The following is a 15864-nucleotide window of genomic DNA, read 5'->3' as shown; positions in this document are numbered from 1 at the left end:
TTTCTATTTTCACACAACAGTTTTCAATCAGAATTTTTCAAAATGCAAAAAATATTATTAAAAAAACTATAGTTTTTAAAATGACTTTTCACACAACAGTTTTCAATTAGAATTTTTCAAAATGTAAAAAATATTCTTAAAAAACTATAATTTTCAAAATGATTTTTTGTGCGATTTCCTGAGGTAATTAAAGAAGCTTTTTTCTAAATATTTTTCGAGCTATTTTAAATTTTATTTAAAAACTAAATTTTCAAATTTTAACGATTTCCGCTAATGAAACCCAACGTTTTTGTATATTATTTGTTGCGTATTTCGAGCAACTAATTTAGTAAATAAAAGCGGAATAGAAAATCCCCTAAGGATTTTCGTAAGTAGGCTTGTAGTAGCAATAAATTATATACGTTGTTAGCTTTAGTATTTACTTGATTAATCTATTTATTTTGTATTCATTTTTCTTTTCATTATATAAGTTGATGTCAATTAAGTTATTATTCAGTAACCAATTTATTTGTTCTATAAAAGTTTCTTCAGGAATATCAAAATCTACTCTAGAATATTTTTCAACTAAAACCTTTTTAGACTTTTCAATTAAAATTGAAGAAAATTCTTCAACCTCTTTTTTTGATGGATAGTCTAAATAAAAAATTAAATTCCCATGAGTTGTATTAATAGTCAAAGTATTATTCATTGGAGCTTTTAAAGTAATAATTCCTATAATGAGCATGAAAATTCCAGCCCAAATAATTCCGTCTTTTTCTCCATTAGGGTTTCCTTCAATATATAATCCAATCCATGATAAAATTGGAATGAGAATAAATACCATTCCAATAATATTAACTCCTTTTTTAGAGTAAGTTTCAATTGTTTTGTGATGAGCAATATTCTCAATATTGACAGACCATTCTTTTGAGTTTAAAAGACTTTTTTCTTTGATGAATAATTCATTATTTATTAATTCAAACTCTTTAATTTTTTCTCCTCTTTTTTGTCTTAGTTTCATTTTTTTAGCATATTAAAGCTAACGGTTTGTATATGAAAAGTGCTGTTTTGTGTGCGAGGATTTTCTGCAGGAAAATCAGATGTATCAAAACGGCACTGACTTTTGTTTTAAGACTAAACTAAGCATTTTTTATATATTGTGTTGGCAATCTGGCATTATTCTAATATTTCTTTTAGCTTTGCATTCAATTCGTCTCCTCTTAAATTTCTTCCAATTATCTCTCCGTTTTCGGCAATTAAAAAGTTGTCAGGTACTCCGTTAATTCCATAAATCAGTAAAGCTTCGTTTCTTTGACCTTTTAAATCACTTACGTGTTCCCAATTTAAACCATCTTTCTCAATTGCTTTTAACCAACTTTCTTTATCCTCGTCTAATGAAACTGCTAATATTTCAAAACCTTTTGGATTAAATTTTTCGTAGGTTTTTACAAGATTAGGGTTCTCTTGGCGACAACCACCACACCAAGACGCCCAAAATTCAAGAAGAAGAGCCTTTCCTTTTAATTCAGACAATTTTATTAATTTTCCATTTTGGTCTTCCGATTCAAAGTCTGCAAACTTTTCTCCTATTTTTGGTTCTTTATTTAGTTCAATATATTTTGTGATTTCCTTTCCGAATTTTGAATTTTTATTTTCTGACGAGAGTTGTTCATAAAGTTCTTTGGTTTTTTCTTTTCCCCAAGTTGTGGAATAGAAAGAAAGCATTGAAGCACTTATAATACTATTTGGATTGTTTTTGACAAATTCGATTTCTAATTTTTGTCTTTCACTTCTGGGCAAAGTGTCAGTTTTTTGATTAAGACTGAAATTTAAATTTTCTGATTCAGAACCAGTTATTTTAGCATTTTTAAAATCCGTTTTAGTTGCGTCAAAAGTCATTGGATTATTCTCTGCCCATAAATACCTAAATTGAGAAAAGTCCTTTTTTCTTATTATTATTTGTAATGGTGAGCTAGGTAATTTAGAGTTAAATGCAAAAGTATTATTCTCAACCTTTGTTGAGTCAATTATTTTATTCTCAATATTTAAATAAAGAGTCGTTCCGTTTTCAATTCCGTTTGTTGCCCCATTTAAAGAAAATTTTGTTTCTTTTTTTTCATTGCAAGAAATAGCTAATAATGTAATTATTCCAAATAATATTTTTTTCATCGATGTTTTTTGCTTGTTGCCAACGTGTTTGTATATGGTTTGTTGCGTGGTTTAAGCAACTAATTTAGTAAATAATTACCGACCAAGAAAGTCCGCGAGGACTTTCGTAAGTGAGCGAGAAGCCAGCAATAAATTATATACGGTGTTGGCAATCTGGCTTTATTCCACAAATTCAATTCCAGAAACAAATTCCGTAAACTTTGGTAAATTCAGTTCGTACGTTTCTGGTGTCGCAACAAATTGAATCCAAAGGAAAGCTTTATTAGTTTCTATCAAAACAAAATTATTGTGATAAATCTTATTTTGAAAAAAAGTAAAAACTCTCCAACTTATTCCTTTTTCTATTTCTTTAAATTCTTGACTACTTTTTCCATACCAAATATGGTTTTCACTAAATAAAGTTTTTTTTCCGAATACATTGCCTGTAATATACGTTTCTTTAAAATGCTCAAAAGATTTAAATTTTGATTTTTCAAATCCTTGAATCATTAATGCATTTTCAATTCGCTCAATTTCGGGAAAAGTTCCACCTAAAATTTTGTCATTCCCAGTTTCTCTGAGAGTTAACCATTCAGGAATTTCAACTTTGTATCCAAAAGTGCTGTCGACATAAATTATAGATTCAATTTTATCTTTTTCAATTTGAGCATTAAGTTCCTTTGTGTCTTTATATTTTCTATTGATTGTGTCATTTTGGGCTTTCACAGCACAACTGTTTAGTAGAAAAAATAATATTATAAAAATCAATTTCATTTTGAATACGGATGTTTTTTTAGCTTGTTGCCAACGTTTTTGTATATTATTTGTTGCGTTTTTCGAGCAACTAATTTAGTAAATAAAAGCGGAATAGAAAATCCCCTAAGGATTTTCGTAAGTAGGCTAGAACTAGCAATAAATTATATACGGTGTTACCACACGTTTTTTATCCGATTAAGTTGATAATTTCATACCTAAATAAATATAAAACTGTTAATATCAAAACTGAAATTAAGTTCGCTTTTACTTTCTCAAATTCTTTGTCTTTATAACGTTTGAATGTCTTAAACGATATAATACTTAAAATGATAAATAAAGGTAAATATTCTAAAATTAAGCTAACATACCATAAATCCGCTATTCTCCCAGATTCAGCTCCTTCGCCATACATAAACCAAAAAATAAAGACTTGTAATACAACAAGTAGAATGGCTAGGGCAGAAAATAACAATATGTTCAGTATTATATTCTTTGTCATATTTCTGCTTTTATCTTTTCAGTCACAATATTAGTCAGCTCAATATATTCCTGTTCAGTCATTGACTTACTCGGAATTAGATAATTTTCTTTTTCAGATAATAGATAGATAAACAAGTCATTACTTTCGCTAGATTTAAAGTCAGTCCACTTTTCAATTGTCTTTTCGTGTTCTTGTATTATTTCGAACGAAGTATCAGTTAATATTAATTTATGACTCTTAATTTTTTCTACATCATCTAAATATTTTTTTACTTTACTTCTTCTTTTAAATATTTCATAAGCTTTAATCAAAAACAGAGTTATATTATAAACAAAAAAGATTCCAAGAACAATAGTTAAAATATGTCCAGAATTTTCTGTTATAGTATTATATAATAAGAGAGAAAATATAAGTCCAGAAATCAAAATATTTTGAAATGGTTTTTTCGTGGTCTGACTTTTGAAATAGTTCGCTTGATTTCCATTGAAATAGACCTCTTCAAAATCTTTTCTTACAAATGTTAATTCTATTTCAATTGGTTTTTTCAAATGTGTGGTAACGGTCTAGTATAACCGTCAGTTACGGGTTTAAATTTACTAATTTTCGGTTAAGTACTGACGTTAGCAATTCCGAGTGGATTCGGACGTAGTCGAATCCGCCGTAATTGCGGTTATACAATGTTGTACGCCGTAGTTTATTTCCAAAATTCCCACCATTCTTTTTCATTCGGCTGTTCAATTCCTTTTCCTTGTTCAACTAATTTTTTGGCAAGTTCAAAATCCCAACCAATTTCAGCTCTTTTATGCGGTCCTTCGTGCCACGAGTCATAAGTGACAGTATTTCCAAAAGATTCTATCAGTTGAACAAGCGATTCAGTTCCTCCAAAAGGCATTCCTCCAGGATTGTAATATAAAGTTCCTTTGTCATCTGATTTTTCAATTTTTATCAATTCGTAATCTCCTTGAAAAATCACATAAATCATTGAATCTAAACTCCAGTTGTCTGCTGTGTTAAACATTGGATGTTTTAATCTTATTTCAGGTTTTGTTAATTTCCAGAGCTCGTCATAAACTTTACGCTGTTCCGAATTCGGTTTAAGTTCGATATTATTGAACCATTTTTCCGCGTCAGAGTCTAAATATTCAATCCAGTCTTTAATTTCGCTTGAAGGTTCAGTTCCTGTTTCAAAGTATTTTTCTTTTTCTTCTTTTAGTTTCAGAAAAAGAGTTTCCAATTTTTCATTCCGATTCGCATCTCCTATTTTATACTCTATGTAAAAATTATGTTCCTGCATTTTGTCTTCTATGGCGTACAACGGTTTTATATATGGTTTGTTGCGTGTTTCAAGTTCTAAATATATTAAATAAAAACGGAATAGAAAATCCCCTAAGGATTTTCGTAAGTAGGTTAGCACTAGCAATAAATTATATATGTTGTTGTAATTAGTGATTTTCTAACTATATTTCTCATTTTTTAATTTTCAATTTTTCCGTTTTATTTCTCTTTCTTTTTTACGTTTCTGCTTAAAACTCCGTCTTAATTAATTCACGCTTTATTTTCAGCGTTAACTTCTTTCTTTTTTCACGTTTCCGCTTAAAACTCCACTTTAATTAATTTTCACCGATTTATTCACGCTTCATTTTTCAGAGTTTAATTCTATTTTTTCTCTTTTTTAGGATTTATTTTCTAAAAATAGAGTAGAAGTCATTTTCAATTTTTCCAGCGTAATATTATTCAATATTAATTTCTAGAAAAGATAAATCACTAATTAGGAATTTCTGGCTGAAATTCCGCCATTAATTACAACGTTTTTGTATATGGTTTGTTGCGTATTTCGAACAACTAATTTATACACCCCATAAAACAAAAAGTACAATAATAATAAACTAAAAAAAGACTTTAAAGCCTTTGTTTAATAGGTTTTTAGCCTGTTTGATTGGTTGTGCTAAAAAGTTTAAAAAGTACAAATAACTACCGATTACTACATTTTAATTACCATTCTATTTTTATTTAACTACCCTCTTTTAAACATAATCTACCATTTTTACGTAAAAGAAGCTTAAAGCTACTATTAATAAGGCTTTAAACGATATTTAGTGCCTTTTAAATAGGTGTTTAAATGCTTTTTTAGGTATTAAATGCTAACCTTTATGCTGATGCTAGTAAAATGGTTAAAACAAGGTTTGCAGTCATATTAGGGGTCACGTTAGGTGTCACAAAAATGGCGTAAATTATTACTTACTTAGTTGGTTCTGTATTTAAAAAAGGTATTAAATACATTAAAAACGTAGTGAGTTTATGGGGCTATGATATTAAAAAAACAATAGATTTGTTTTTAACTTATTGTTTGTTAGGTTTTTATGTTTTTTTATACGTATTTATACTTAAAGTAAACGCTTTTATACTTGTACTTTTAATATTTTTTGAGTTAATGTATTCTTATAGATGCTTTTACTTGTGCCATAGCACGTATTTTAGATATGTGAATATCTTTATCTTGATGATGTTTATTTTGGCTGACTAGTTTAAAGTGATTTTTTTCTTCTCCTTTGTGTACAAATTTTACTGTTCTAAACAAATCTCCAGCTACTTCTATAAATAAAATATACATTTCTCCGAAAAAAACATCATTAGTAAAATCTGTTATAGTTTTAAAAGCTAAAATATCTCCACTTTTTAGTAATGGGTACATACTATCTCCAGTTGCATACATAGCTCCATCACATTTAGGTGCATTAGGTATATAAATATGATCTATAGGTTTTTGATTATTCATATCAAGAATTACGGGTATTACACCTGCAACAGCATCTAAATCATAAAGTGGAATCATTTGATTACTCTCAACTCTATCTGTTTTAGATATGAAGTTCTGATATTCAGATGAAGGTTCTTGAAAAGTGTCAACTTCTTTTTGAAGCATTTGACCTTGTCCTGTTATTAGCCATACAGGATTTAAAAAATCACATTTAGTGAATATTAATTCGATGTCATACGTGTTTCTTTTATGCCACATAGCTAATGCAGTAGGCTTTATCTCTAAGAAATTAGCAAAATCTTTATCAAATCTTATGTTTAAATGTTTCTTTATGTTATTTAGAATCAGTGATTTATCCATTGTTTTAGTTTTTTATTCAAAAAAAGTGAACTAATTGCTTGTTTTTATTCAAATAATGTGAATATATTTGTGACGTACAAAATCACAAAAAAGACAATGAGCGAATCTACAAAAAAAAGAATCAATTATAATCAGGATGTACTTGGCATCTTAGCAAAAAGATATGATTATTCCACAAGTTATATAAAAGCGGCTTTACGTGGCGACCGTGTTGGTACAATGCCTGATGTTTTAATTAAAGAGTATAAGAGATTGGAAAAAGAAGCCGAAACTATAAAAGAGAATGCTAAAAGGCAACTTGAAGAAAAAGCCGCAAACTTAAATATATAATTATGTTCGAATATTATGGAAATACTTTATGTGTACGTGGTTCTTGGCTTAATGAGCTTGGAGTAGTGTCTTCATCATATTTACAGAATCTAAATAGTGAAGGTAAAGTAAAAAAAGCACGTTCAGCAAGAGGTTTAGGAAATTATGCTTTATATATCTATGAGAGTTTACCACAGCGATTCCGTAATGTTATTGAACATGATTTAGGTATTGACCCATATGAAGAAAGTAAAAATATTGCTTTTGCTCCTTATTTAAAACATGATGTAAATGCTTCAGCTTTTTTTGCGAATTATGAGTTAGAAGATGGTCGTTTTTTATCAGAAGTAAATGATAGTGCCGTTAATGAATATACGGCAAATGCAATTGTATTTAATGCAATTAAAATAGTTCATGAAAAAGTAACAACCGTAAATCCTAAAATAAATAAAGGAGAATTATGGACCAGATTAGCAAAATCAATACAAAACTTAGATAAAGATATTAGAAAGCGATATCCTTTTGATGTTCCAACCAATCCAAGAGCTTTACGAGCTAAATATGAAGCATGTATTTTAAATAAAGTAAATAAGCGTTATCCAAAAAAAGGATTAGAAGGCTTAATTCACGATAATTATTGTAATAACCACTCTAAGGTTATTACTGATGAAATTGCCGACTGGTTAATGGCATATAAGTGTTTGCCAATAAATTATTCTTACTACGAGTTAAAGGAAATTTACAATGAAGCTCGTTTAGAAAAAGGATGGTCTTATTTATCCGAAGGCGCTATTCATAATTATTTAACAAAGCCAGAAAATGTTAGAATTTGGACATTGGCAAGTGAAGGAACTGAAGCTTATAATAAAAAATACGCACATACTTTAAGTAAAGATAAAGATAGGTTATTTCCAAATGCACATTGGGCAATTGATGGTACTAAGTTAGATGCAGTACATTATTGGGATACAACATCAAAAATGGCAGCTGTTTGTAAAATTAATGTCTGTGTAGATGTGTATAGTGAAAAGATTATAGGTTACAGTTTTAGTATGACGGAAAACCATGTTGATCACTTTATAACATTACGTATGGCTGTTGATGAAGCAGGAGCAAAACCACATTTATTTACTTATGATGCACAATCTGCTCATAAATCTAAACGAATGCAAGAGTTGTATAGTAAGGTAATAGCTAAAGGAGGTAATCATTATCACCATAAAGTAGGTAGAAAAACAGGTGCACCTATAGAGCAAATGTTTAACAGATTACAACAACAAGTGATTATGAAACGATGGTTTTCTGATGGGCAGTCTATCAAATCTAAACAAAGTAGGTCTAAAGCTAATTTAGATTTTGTTCACGAAAATAAAGGAGCATTACCAACTTTTGAAGAGTTACAGAAACACTGGGAATTAATGGTTGCTGAATGGAATAATAAACCACGCTCTAAGAAAACAACAAAAACACGTAACGAGTTTTTTAATACTGAAAGCAAGCTTACTCAAAAAGTAGACACTTTAGATAGAGTTTCAATGTTTTGGATAAATGAAACAAAACCTAAAAGATATTACGCACACGGTATGCCTTTAACAGTAGCTGGAACTGATTACTTATTTGAGGTATATGATGCTGATGATAATGTGGATATTGATTTTCAATTGAAATATGTACAGCAGGATTTAATTGTTAGTTATGATCCTGAATATTTAGATAGCTATGTTTCATTATATCGCTTAAATGAAAATAATGAAAAGGTTTTTGTTGCTTATGCTGAAAAGAAACGTAAACACATAGAGGTAAATGTTTTAAAACAACCAGGAGAACATAAAAAAATGTTAAAAGATATTGAGGTAAGGGCAAAAGTAAAAGCACATGATTGGAATGCTTATTTAGAAATAGTTGAGCGCACAGGTATTAGCAGAGAAGCTTTAATTGATGAACAAAACAATTGGGTGGCTAATAATACAGAGTTTAACGCCAAAAGAGCAGCATTTGCAACCAAAGAAGAAAATTTAGAGAGTGATAGTAATTCACTATTTGATAGAATAACAAACAAAAAATAATTTACAAAATGCAACAAAAAGAAAAACAAAAAATAGTTGATTTATTAGCTATTTACATCAAGAACAAAGGCTCACAAAATAAGGCAGCACATTCTTTAAAAGGTGTTTCACCAGCAGTTATTTCGCATTTAATGAATGGTAATTGGGAGCCTTATACAGATGATATGTTCCGTAAAATAGGAAACCAGATAGGATATAACTCTCAAAACTGGCAGTTTGTAAATACTTCGAACGCTGCTTTTTTATTAGAAACCTTAGATAAGGTTAAAAAGCAACAATCTGTAGTAACCATATTAGCAATAGCTGGGTCAGGAAAATCTGAAATTACTAAAAAATATGCCTCAGAAAATGCCGATGTAATCAGAATTGAATGTGCCTCTTATTGGGATGAAAAACGTTTTTTGCAAGAAATACTTTTAAAAATGGGTATTCGTAATCCTCATAATAGAATTCCGCAAATGATGGAAGAGATTATTAACGGAATACAAAACTATGATACTCCTCCTGAGTTAATATTTGATGAGGTAGATAAGTTAGGAGACCGACTAATGTACTTTTTGATAACCTTTTATAATGAGCTTAAATGGAAGTGCAGTATTGTATTACTATCAACTTATTATTTCAAAAAAAGATTAGAAGATGGTTTTAGAAATAGGCGTAAAGGTTATGAAGAGCTTTTATCACGTTTTGGAACTTTTATAGAATTTGAACAAACTAGTGCTGCTGATGTAGGCTTAATGTGTGAAGGGCAAGGAGTACAGGAAAAATCAATAATTAAAATTATTCAAAAGAAATCAAATGGCGATTTAAGAATTGCTGCCGAATTGATACGAATTTACAAGTTAGAGAATGGCATATAAATATCATCCAGAAATAGAAGGATTAAAAGTTAATGAAGACGGAACCCAAGTATTATACTGTGGTGAATTGTTAGAGGTAAACACGTTAAACAGAAAGATACGAAAATCGGATATGCTATATGTATATTTTAATAGAAAAACATATAGTGTAGCAAAATTGATTTGTGAGGCATGGCGTGGTATGGCAGACAATCCACGTTGGTATGCTACTCGAAAGATAAAAGCAAATGGTTTTCATTATACAAATTTGTTTTGGGCTCCATGTGGTACAAATCCAGAGGCAAAGAAAAAAGCAAGAGGTACTCGTAGTAAAATTAAAAAAGAAGATGTACCAGTTATTGAAAAACGTCTTAAAAAAGGAGAAACATTAAAAAGAATAGCATCAGATTATAATACTTCAGATATGTCTATATCTCGAATTAAAAAAAATATGAATAATAGATAAATGGCAAAAAAGGCATACAACGTAAAACAGTTATTAAGTAAAAAGTTTGATTTGCTTGATTTTGAAGGAAAATGGCAAACTAGCTTCGGGCAACCATGTCGTCAGTTTAGTATGATAATTATGGGACCTTCAGGAAGTGGAAAAACCGAATTAGCTATACAGTTAAGTAAATACTTAACAAATTTTGGAAAAGTAGCTTACAATAGTATAGAGCAGGGATTTAGCCATACGTTACAAATGGCTATGGAACGTAATAATATGGAACAGGTTGCTAATAAGTTTACCATTTTAGATAAAGAACAATTACCAGAGTTAACCGATAGATTACGGAAACAACGTTCACCTGATTTTGTCATTATAGATTCGTTACAATATTTAAGAGCAACTAAGCAAGAGTATTTTGATTTTAAAAATGAGTTTTATCCTAAAAAGGGTATCATTTTTATAAGTCATCAAGATGGTAATGAGGCAAAAGGAGCATTAGCAAAAGACGTTTGGTATGATGTAGATATTCAAGTGCCAGTTGAAGGCTTTAGAGGTGTTCCAAAAAAGAGGTTAAACGGTGGGGGAGTACCATATATAGTAAATGCAGAAAGGGCAGCAGTTTATCACGGAAAAATAAAATAAAAATTACTTATGAAACCAATACACAAAATTATAGGCTATACGCCAGAGCAGTTTGATAATTTGATTTTTCAAGTGCTGTTTAATTGGGCAGAACTGTATAGTAACGGCTGTTTTTTAACAACACAAAAATTAATAGTTAATAAACAAATTAATAATTGGTTTCGTATAGAAATTAGAAAGCTAATTATTCAGTACCGTATTGATGTAAAACCTTATCTGAATAAAAAAGGTATTACAAGTAAAGAACGTTACTTATTATTTAGTAAAATTATTTCAAAAGTATTTGACATATACCCATCAGTTCTAATGCAACAGTTTAAAATAAAAGAGCCAAATGTAATACAAAAACAAAATTTTAACTATAACTAAATATGGCATCAGTAACAGTAAAATGGTTAGAAGATGAAGTAACCGAGTTAAAAGAATGGATAGCAAATCATCAGAAACAACATCATTTGTACCGTGCTAAAACACAAAAAAGGTCCTACTACGTAGCTAAGCTATCACAAATGGATGAATATAATTTAACAACAATAGAAATAAAAAAATGGCAGTAGACTTATCAACCTTATCTCAAGCAGATTTAAAAGCAGAATTAGAACGCCGAGATAAAGAGGCTTTAAAGGAGCAAAAAGCAAAAGAAATAGCGCGTGAAAAACGCAAAAAAGATTTTTTAGAATCAACCGTAAAACGCTTTGAGAGTTACCATAATGAGTTGACACAGCTAAAAGAATACACTATTACAGAGGCTAATAAAATTTGGAATGAAATGTATGAAGTACAAGGAAAAGAAGCTAAAGAACAAAAGCAAATATCTATAAAACATGGAATTTATAAAATTACGGCAGAACGTAGAGATAAATTTGAGTTTACTGATGAAGCAGCAGTTCATATAGATGCAATTCAGGATATTATGAAAAAACGCTTTGAAACACGTAATAAAGGAATGTATTCTTTTTTTGAAAGTTTTTTGATGAAAAATAATGCAGGTGATTACGACCCTAAATTATTGACCAGAGCGAAAAAGAAAGCAACCGAATTAGGTTATGATGATTTAATAGAGGAATTAGACAGACTTCAAAATTGTTTAACTGTAAACGGAACAGCTTTATACTGTAGAGCTTTTAAACAGTTAAAAACAGGAGGCTGGAAAGATGTAGTAATTCAATTTTCATCTCTTTAATATGATGTCTTTTATAATAGGTTTAGGAATTGGTATTTTTTTAGGTGTTTTTGTTTCAGACGTAAAGCCTCCACCTAATTTTTTTAATTAAAAACATATCTCTTGTAGCTCAATTGGTTAGAGCGTTAAAGTTTATTTAAAGGTTGCAAGTTCGAGTCTTGCCAAGGGAACAAAATATAATAAGATGAAAAAAGAAACTAAAGAAACGTTAGAAAAAGATAATAAAACTTATTTAGAATCAAATCCAATTGGGCAAAGAGATAAGGCGCAAAAGGTTTTGGAAAAAGCTAAAGCACAAGAAATGGCACAATTAGCATTAGGTAAAAAGTGGATAAAAGTTGATGGTAGAACCGAAGTATTAAGATAATGGAAATTCAAAAATTACAAATAAAAAAATTACAAACAATTCTTAGTAAAAAAAATTAGATAGAGATGATCGGTTAGATTTTATATCTACTCATTTAAAAAGACAAGTTGACTCTATAAAAGAGTTAACCGTTATTGAAGCAGATGATTTAATTTATTATTTAAACACAGGTAAAAAAAGCATTGCAAATTGGGCTTTTTTTGATAAGAGTAAATTTACAAGTGAACGTAAATTACTATGGAGTTATTTGTACCAAGCACAATGGACAGTACTAAATGAACGCCACGGAGAGGTTCCAGATATTGAACGTTTGAGTAATTTTTTAAAATCGCCAAAAAGTCCAGTAAATAAGCCTTTAAAACAATGGGAAAAAGAAGAATGGGAAAAAATACTACATGTATTTAAAAATATTATAAAACTTACATACAAATAATTATGAGCTATATATTTAAATCTTTACTAGCTACTGAATTTTCTGTTGAAGACCATCGAATTTATAAAGATGGAAACGGACAATGGATAGCTCAACCACCAATTGAAGATGTACGGTTACAAAAGGCGGTAAATAATCATATTAATAGTTTAGAGTATTCTTTAATAAAAAAAGTATGACAAAAAACTATCTAATCAATGTGGTTAAATCAAAAATGACATTGAAGGTAACCTATCGAAATGGGCGGTTTTTAAGAATTGCCTATTTATCAGGGAAATTTGATGAGTTTGTAATACTTCATTTAGGAGCAATTTTACCTGCTTATGAAAAGGAAATTCCAAATAAAGAAACAGAATATAAAGGCAAAGTTTCTTACAGTTTAGAGGTAAAAGAAAAATCATTATATACTTTATTCCTAGATGAATGGTATCGTTTTTATGAAAAAACAACAGGAATACCTCCAAAGTTTACAGGAGCAGATGGAAAAGCTTTAAAACAAATTATCACCTATTTAAAAAAGATAAACGGAACAAATGAAGCTTCTGCCTTACAAAATTGGCAACTCATTTTAACAAATTGGGAAATTTTAAAAGAGTTTCATCAAGATAATACCGATTTAAAATATATAAACTCCAGATTAAATGTCATTATCAGAGAAATCATCAAAACAAACGGTGCCAGCACTTCAGAAGCTGGTGGAAGCGTCAGCATTTAATAATAGGTTGGTTGTTAAACATTATAATAATTTAACAATGCATCAGGCATTAACGGCAGGCACGCCAAGTTTAGGGGCTTTATCAAAAATAAATGAAGACAAAGCAATTATAGGTATCAAAAACTTATTTAAAGCGGTGTCTATGTATTTTGATAATATTTTGCCCGATGGTAAAGCCGAAGTAATCGCCGTAGAATTACTATCGAAATACGAATACAGAAGTTTACGTTTAGAGGATTTGGTAGTAATCTGTAAAAATTTAAAAGAAAGTGATGTTTTTAAAATAACACCTGCACGGATACTACGTGAAATTAAAAAGTATTCTGATAATCGTGAAAAATTAGCCATACAGTTAAGTAAACAATCATCAGATATAGCCAAACAAAGTGTTAATTATCAGTTAGAAGCTAGACTACAAAAACACTTTAAATCAGCCCCTAATGCTAATAGATTAGCAAGTAAACGAAATAGTGTTTCAAACAAGTTTAAATAGTATTTAAAAGTGATTTAAACCGCTTTTAAATTTTGATTAAGTAAAGTGTAATAATTTTTAAAAAAAATAAAATGATAAAAAGAACCCGTACCGAAATTAGTAAATGTATCATTCATAAAGTAGCAAATAAATTTAACAGTGGTCAAAATTCATTTTCTGAAGAATTAGTTCGTTTTGATGAAGAAAGCTATGAATTATTAATGCCTTTTTTATTAAAGTCTTTTCAAACGCTTACACAAAGTTACCGATTTAGTCATCAAGCCGATGTTCGTTTAAATGAAGTTAATAAATACACCGATGCTATTTTTGATGATGAAGATGTATTTATTGAAAACTCAATAAATATTGTAAATCATTTATTTGAACAATCAAATTCAGCTCAAATAAAAACAGGCGATGTATTGGTTGTATATTTTGAAAATATCGAATATAAAAATATTTTAACCAATGCGGTTGGTGTTTTTAAAATAGAAAGTAAAGTTGATTTTTTTCAAACCTATAAAGAAGAAGAAAGTTTTGATGTGGTTGTTCAAAAAGGAATATCAACAAAAAAACTAGACAAAGGTTGTTTAATTTTAAATACAACCGATACTGAAGGAACGGTGGTGTTATCCGTAGATAATAATAATTACGATGCACAGTACTGGATTAAAAACTTCTTAAACGTGCAGTTTGCAAATGATGGTAATTTACACACCCAAAATTATTTAGAAATGTGTAAAGATTTTTCTGAAGAAATTATAAAACCTGAATTTGGTAAACAAGAACAAAGTAAGTTTTTAGCCAACATAGTTGATTATTTTAAAGAGCAAGAAAATGTAGATTATCATAATTTTAAAGAAGAAGTTTTTGAAGATGAAAAACACCAAGAAATGTTTGAAGACTACAAAAAACATTTTGAAAAGCTAAACGATGTTTTAATTCGTAACAATTTTGAAGTATCAGAAGCCGTACTAAAAAAGGAGAAAAGCAAGTTTAAATCTGAAATTAAACTAGATACTAATATTCAGATAAAAATTGATATTGATGCTCCAGATGCTGCTTCTGAATATTTAGAGCTAGGATATGATGAAACTAAAAAGATGAAGTATTATAAAGTGTTTTTTAATGCTGAACAATAATTGATATTAGGTATAAATTATTGTTACATAATAAGATAAAAATATAAAAAAAGCTACTCACATGAGTGGCTTTTTTTATATTTACAGTAAAAATTTGTATTATGAAAAAAATATTATTGTTATTTATACTTGTAACACTTGTTGGTTGTAGCTCTAAGGTAGATGAGGTTGTATCTTTGAAGTACCAAAATAATTGGTATTGGGTTTTACAGATAAAAAAAGGAGCAACTAAAGAAGATGTTTTACAAAAAGTAAAAAGATGGTCAAACCCTAATAATACAAGTTATTTTTTTGTGTATCGAGATACTTTAGATTTATCAGCGTTTAAGAAGAAAGATATAACCTTTCCTTATTTTACTGATTTAGTTATTAGTAATATTCCTACTTATGGTTTTTATAAAATGCCAAATGATGATAAAATTTATGATGATGCAGTTTGGTTACTGGAACAAGGCAAAAAATAATTTGTTTTTATGAAAAAGTATCTTACTTTTGTAGTATGTCATCTAAAGAAGAGCGTTTTACAAATAGAAATAATAAAATTAGAAGTCTTTTTGATAAGAAATCTAAGAATAATCCTAAATGGCGTGTAGATGCCATTTTAAAGGATGTTGCTGAAGAAGTTTTTTTATCAAAACGTACTGTAGAAGCAATTATAAAAGGAGAAGGTATTTATGCTTATTAAATACCGTTTAAATAATATTTAAAATGCAAATGCGGTTTAAACACCAAGTTCGCTCAAGAACAAAAGCCTACTATTTAT

23 protein-coding genes and 1 tRNA gene are annotated in these 15864 nt (G+C 29.1%); 17 read left to right on the top strand and 7 right to left on the bottom strand.

Features of this window, described 5'->3' with window-relative positions:
• Positions 1 to 418: 418 nt before the first annotated feature.
• The 7 genes from PG913_RS08465 to PG913_RS08435 all read right to left on the bottom strand — a co-directional run bounded on the left by PG913_RS08465 (position 419) and on the right by PG913_RS08435 (position 6482).
• Complete coding sequence (locus PG913_RS08465; protein ID WP_271230361.1) at positions 419 to 1000, bottom strand: hypothetical protein; 582 nt, start codon at positions 998 to 1000, stop codon at positions 419 to 421.
• A gap of 155 nt (positions 1001 to 1155) precedes the next feature.
• Complete coding sequence (locus tag PG913_RS08460) at positions 1156 to 2148, bottom strand: TlpA disulfide reductase family protein (RefSeq protein ID WP_271230360.1); 993 nt, start codon at positions 2146 to 2148, stop codon at positions 1156 to 1158.
• Positions 2149 to 2307: 159 nt separating this feature from the next.
• Positions 2308 to 2901, bottom strand: a complete 594-nt coding sequence (locus tag PG913_RS08455) for a hypothetical protein (protein WP_271230278.1) — start codon at positions 2899 to 2901, stop codon at positions 2308 to 2310.
• A 169-nt stretch (positions 2902 to 3070) separates the two neighbouring features.
• A complete protein-coding gene (locus PG913_RS08450) occupies positions 3071 to 3382 on the bottom strand; it encodes a hypothetical protein (protein ID WP_271230359.1) in 312 nt (103 codons plus the stop codon).
• Positions 3379 to 3912, bottom strand: coding sequence for a hypothetical protein (locus PG913_RS08445; protein WP_271230358.1), 534 nt, complete (start codon positions 3910 to 3912; stop codon positions 3379 to 3381). The genes PG913_RS08450 and PG913_RS08445 overlap by 4 nt, the downstream gene beginning before the upstream one ends.
• A gap of 146 nt (positions 3913 to 4058) precedes the next feature.
• Positions 4059 to 4679: a hypothetical protein gene (locus PG913_RS08440; protein ID WP_271230357.1), complete on the bottom strand. Its 621-nt coding sequence runs from the start codon at positions 4677 to 4679 to the stop codon at positions 4059 to 4061.
• Positions 4680 to 5792: 1113 nt separating this feature from the next.
• A complete protein-coding gene (locus PG913_RS08435; RefSeq protein WP_271230356.1) occupies positions 5793 to 6482 on the bottom strand; it encodes a S24 family peptidase in 690 nt (229 codons plus the stop codon).
• Positions 6483 to 6578: 96 nt separating this feature from the next.
• Between PG913_RS08435 and PG913_RS08430 the strand changes: the two genes are divergently transcribed.
• The 17 genes from PG913_RS08430 (at position 6579) to PG913_RS08350 (ending at position 15786) form a co-directional block, all read left to right on the top strand.
• Positions 6579 to 6812, top strand: coding sequence for a hypothetical protein (locus PG913_RS08430; protein ID WP_271230355.1), 234 nt, complete (start codon positions 6579 to 6581; stop codon positions 6810 to 6812).
• 2 nt (positions 6813 to 6814) lie between these two features.
• On the top strand, positions 6815 to 8857 hold the full coding sequence (locus PG913_RS08425) for a hypothetical protein (protein WP_271230354.1): 2043 nt from the start codon (positions 6815 to 6817) through the stop codon (positions 8855 to 8857).
• Positions 8858 to 8865: 8 nt separating this feature from the next.
• Entirely contained in the window at positions 8866 to 9717 is an 852-nt protein-coding gene (locus tag PG913_RS08420) for an ATP-binding protein (RefSeq protein ID WP_271230353.1), read from the top strand.
• A complete protein-coding gene (locus PG913_RS08415; protein WP_271230352.1) occupies positions 9707 to 10162 on the top strand; it encodes a hypothetical protein in 456 nt (151 codons plus the stop codon). Before PG913_RS08420 ends, PG913_RS08415 begins: the two co-directional genes overlap by 11 nt.
• Positions 10163 to 10789, top strand: a complete 627-nt coding sequence (locus PG913_RS08410; RefSeq protein WP_271230351.1) for an ATP-binding protein — start codon at positions 10163 to 10165, stop codon at positions 10787 to 10789.
• A 9-nt stretch (positions 10790 to 10798) separates the two neighbouring features.
• Positions 10799 to 11158: a hypothetical protein gene (locus PG913_RS08405; RefSeq protein ID WP_271230350.1), complete on the top strand. Its 360-nt coding sequence runs from the start codon at positions 10799 to 10801 to the stop codon at positions 11156 to 11158.
• A gap of 2 nt (positions 11159 to 11160) precedes the next feature.
• A complete protein-coding gene (locus tag PG913_RS08400; protein ID WP_271230349.1) occupies positions 11161 to 11346 on the top strand; it encodes a hypothetical protein in 186 nt (61 codons plus the stop codon).
• The gene (locus PG913_RS08395; RefSeq protein WP_271230348.1) at positions 11337 to 11972 is read left to right on the top strand and encodes a hypothetical protein; all 636 of its coding nucleotides are present in this window, start codon (positions 11337 to 11339) and stop codon (positions 11970 to 11972) included. Before PG913_RS08400 ends, PG913_RS08395 begins: the two co-directional genes overlap by 10 nt.
• Before the next feature lie 98 nt (positions 11973 to 12070).
• A tRNA-Lys gene (locus PG913_RS08390) sits at positions 12071 to 12142 on the top strand.
• Between the two features lie 14 nt (positions 12143 to 12156).
• Positions 12157 to 12339, top strand: coding sequence for a hypothetical protein (locus PG913_RS08385; protein ID WP_271230347.1), 183 nt, complete (start codon positions 12157 to 12159; stop codon positions 12337 to 12339).
• Between the two features lie 247 nt (positions 12340 to 12586).
• The gene (locus PG913_RS08380) at positions 12587 to 12772 is read left to right on the top strand and encodes a hypothetical protein (RefSeq protein ID WP_271230346.1); all 186 of its coding nucleotides are present in this window, start codon (positions 12587 to 12589) and stop codon (positions 12770 to 12772) included.
• A 2-nt stretch (positions 12773 to 12774) separates the two neighbouring features.
• Complete coding sequence (locus tag PG913_RS08375; protein WP_271230345.1) at positions 12775 to 12951, top strand: hypothetical protein; 177 nt, start codon at positions 12775 to 12777, stop codon at positions 12949 to 12951.
• A 35-nt stretch (positions 12952 to 12986) separates the two neighbouring features.
• Positions 12987 to 13487 carry a hypothetical protein gene (locus PG913_RS08370; protein WP_271230344.1) on the top strand — a complete coding sequence of 167 codons (501 nt, stop codon included), beginning with the start codon at positions 12987 to 12989 and terminating at the stop codon, positions 13485 to 13487.
• Entirely contained in the window at positions 13414 to 13980 is a 567-nt protein-coding gene (locus PG913_RS08365) for a hypothetical protein (protein WP_271230343.1), read from the top strand. Before PG913_RS08370 ends, PG913_RS08365 begins: the two co-directional genes overlap by 74 nt.
• Positions 13981 to 14051: 71 nt before the next feature.
• A complete protein-coding gene (locus PG913_RS08360; protein ID WP_271230342.1) occupies positions 14052 to 15101 on the top strand; it encodes a nucleoid-associated protein in 1050 nt (349 codons plus the stop codon).
• Between the two features lie 101 nt (positions 15102 to 15202).
• Entirely contained in the window at positions 15203 to 15565 is a 363-nt protein-coding gene (locus tag PG913_RS08355) for a hypothetical protein (protein ID WP_271230341.1), read from the top strand.
• A gap of 35 nt (positions 15566 to 15600) precedes the next feature.
• Positions 15601 to 15786, top strand: coding sequence for a hypothetical protein (locus PG913_RS08350; RefSeq protein ID WP_271230340.1), 186 nt, complete (start codon positions 15601 to 15603; stop codon positions 15784 to 15786).
• Positions 15787 to 15864: the final 78 nt, after the last annotated feature.

It is taken from the genome of Tenacibaculum pacificus (assembly GCF_027941775.1).
Classification (GTDB): domain Bacteria; phylum Bacteroidota; class Bacteroidia; order Flavobacteriales; family Flavobacteriaceae; genus Polaribacter; species Polaribacter pacificus_A.
This window is presented reverse-complemented; position numbering and strand designations above follow the sequence as displayed.

What these genes read in the sequence shown, in the direction of transcription:
- PG913_RS08465 (WP_271230361.1), bottom strand. Translation starts at nt 1,000, where the DNA reads ATGAAACTAAGACAAAAAAGAGGAGAAAAAATTAAAGAGTTTGAATTA.
- PG913_RS08460 (WP_271230360.1), bottom strand. Translation starts at nt 2,148, where the DNA reads ATGAAAAAAATATTATTTGGAATAATTACATTATTAGCTATTTCTTGC.
- PG913_RS08455 (WP_271230278.1), bottom strand. Translation starts at nt 2,901, where the DNA reads ATGAAATTGATTTTTATAATATTATTTTTTCTACTAAACAGTTGTGCT.
- PG913_RS08450 (WP_271230359.1), bottom strand. Translation starts at nt 3,382, where the DNA reads ATGACAAAGAATATAATACTGAACATATTGTTATTTTCTGCCCTAGCC.
- PG913_RS08435 (WP_271230356.1), bottom strand. Translation starts at nt 6,482, where the DNA reads ATGGATAAATCACTGATTCTAAATAACATAAAGAAACATTTAAACATA.
- PG913_RS08430 (WP_271230355.1), top strand. Translation starts at nt 6,579, where the DNA reads ATGAGCGAATCTACAAAAAAAAGAATCAATTATAATCAGGATGTACTT.
- PG913_RS08425 (WP_271230354.1), top strand. Translation starts at nt 6,815, where the DNA reads ATGTTCGAATATTATGGAAATACTTTATGTGTACGTGGTTCTTGGCTT.
- PG913_RS08420 (WP_271230353.1), top strand. Translation starts at nt 8,866, where the DNA reads ATGCAACAAAAAGAAAAACAAAAAATAGTTGATTTATTAGCTATTTAC.
- PG913_RS08415 (WP_271230352.1), top strand. Translation starts at nt 9,707, where the DNA reads ATGGCATATAAATATCATCCAGAAATAGAAGGATTAAAAGTTAATGAA.
- PG913_RS08410 (WP_271230351.1), top strand. Translation starts at nt 10,163, where the DNA reads ATGGCAAAAAAGGCATACAACGTAAAACAGTTATTAAGTAAAAAGTTT.
- PG913_RS08405 (WP_271230350.1), top strand. Translation starts at nt 10,799, where the DNA reads ATGAAACCAATACACAAAATTATAGGCTATACGCCAGAGCAGTTTGAT.
- PG913_RS08400 (WP_271230349.1), top strand. Translation starts at nt 11,161, where the DNA reads ATGGCATCAGTAACAGTAAAATGGTTAGAAGATGAAGTAACCGAGTTA.
- PG913_RS08395 (WP_271230348.1), top strand. Translation starts at nt 11,337, where the DNA reads ATGGCAGTAGACTTATCAACCTTATCTCAAGCAGATTTAAAAGCAGAA.
- PG913_RS08385 (WP_271230347.1), top strand. Translation starts at nt 12,157, where the DNA reads ATGAAAAAAGAAACTAAAGAAACGTTAGAAAAAGATAATAAAACTTAT.
- PG913_RS08375 (WP_271230345.1), top strand. Translation starts at nt 12,775, where the DNA reads ATGAGCTATATATTTAAATCTTTACTAGCTACTGAATTTTCTGTTGAA.
- PG913_RS08370 (WP_271230344.1), top strand. Translation starts at nt 12,987, where the DNA reads ATGACATTGAAGGTAACCTATCGAAATGGGCGGTTTTTAAGAATTGCC.
- PG913_RS08365 (WP_271230343.1), top strand. Translation starts at nt 13,414, where the DNA reads ATGTCATTATCAGAGAAATCATCAAAACAAACGGTGCCAGCACTTCAG.
- PG913_RS08360 (WP_271230342.1), top strand. Translation starts at nt 14,052, where the DNA reads ATGATAAAAAGAACCCGTACCGAAATTAGTAAATGTATCATTCATAAA.
- PG913_RS08355 (WP_271230341.1), top strand. Translation starts at nt 15,203, where the DNA reads ATGAAAAAAATATTATTGTTATTTATACTTGTAACACTTGTTGGTTGT.
- PG913_RS08350 (WP_271230340.1), top strand. Translation starts at nt 15,601, where the DNA reads ATGTCATCTAAAGAAGAGCGTTTTACAAATAGAAATAATAAAATTAGA.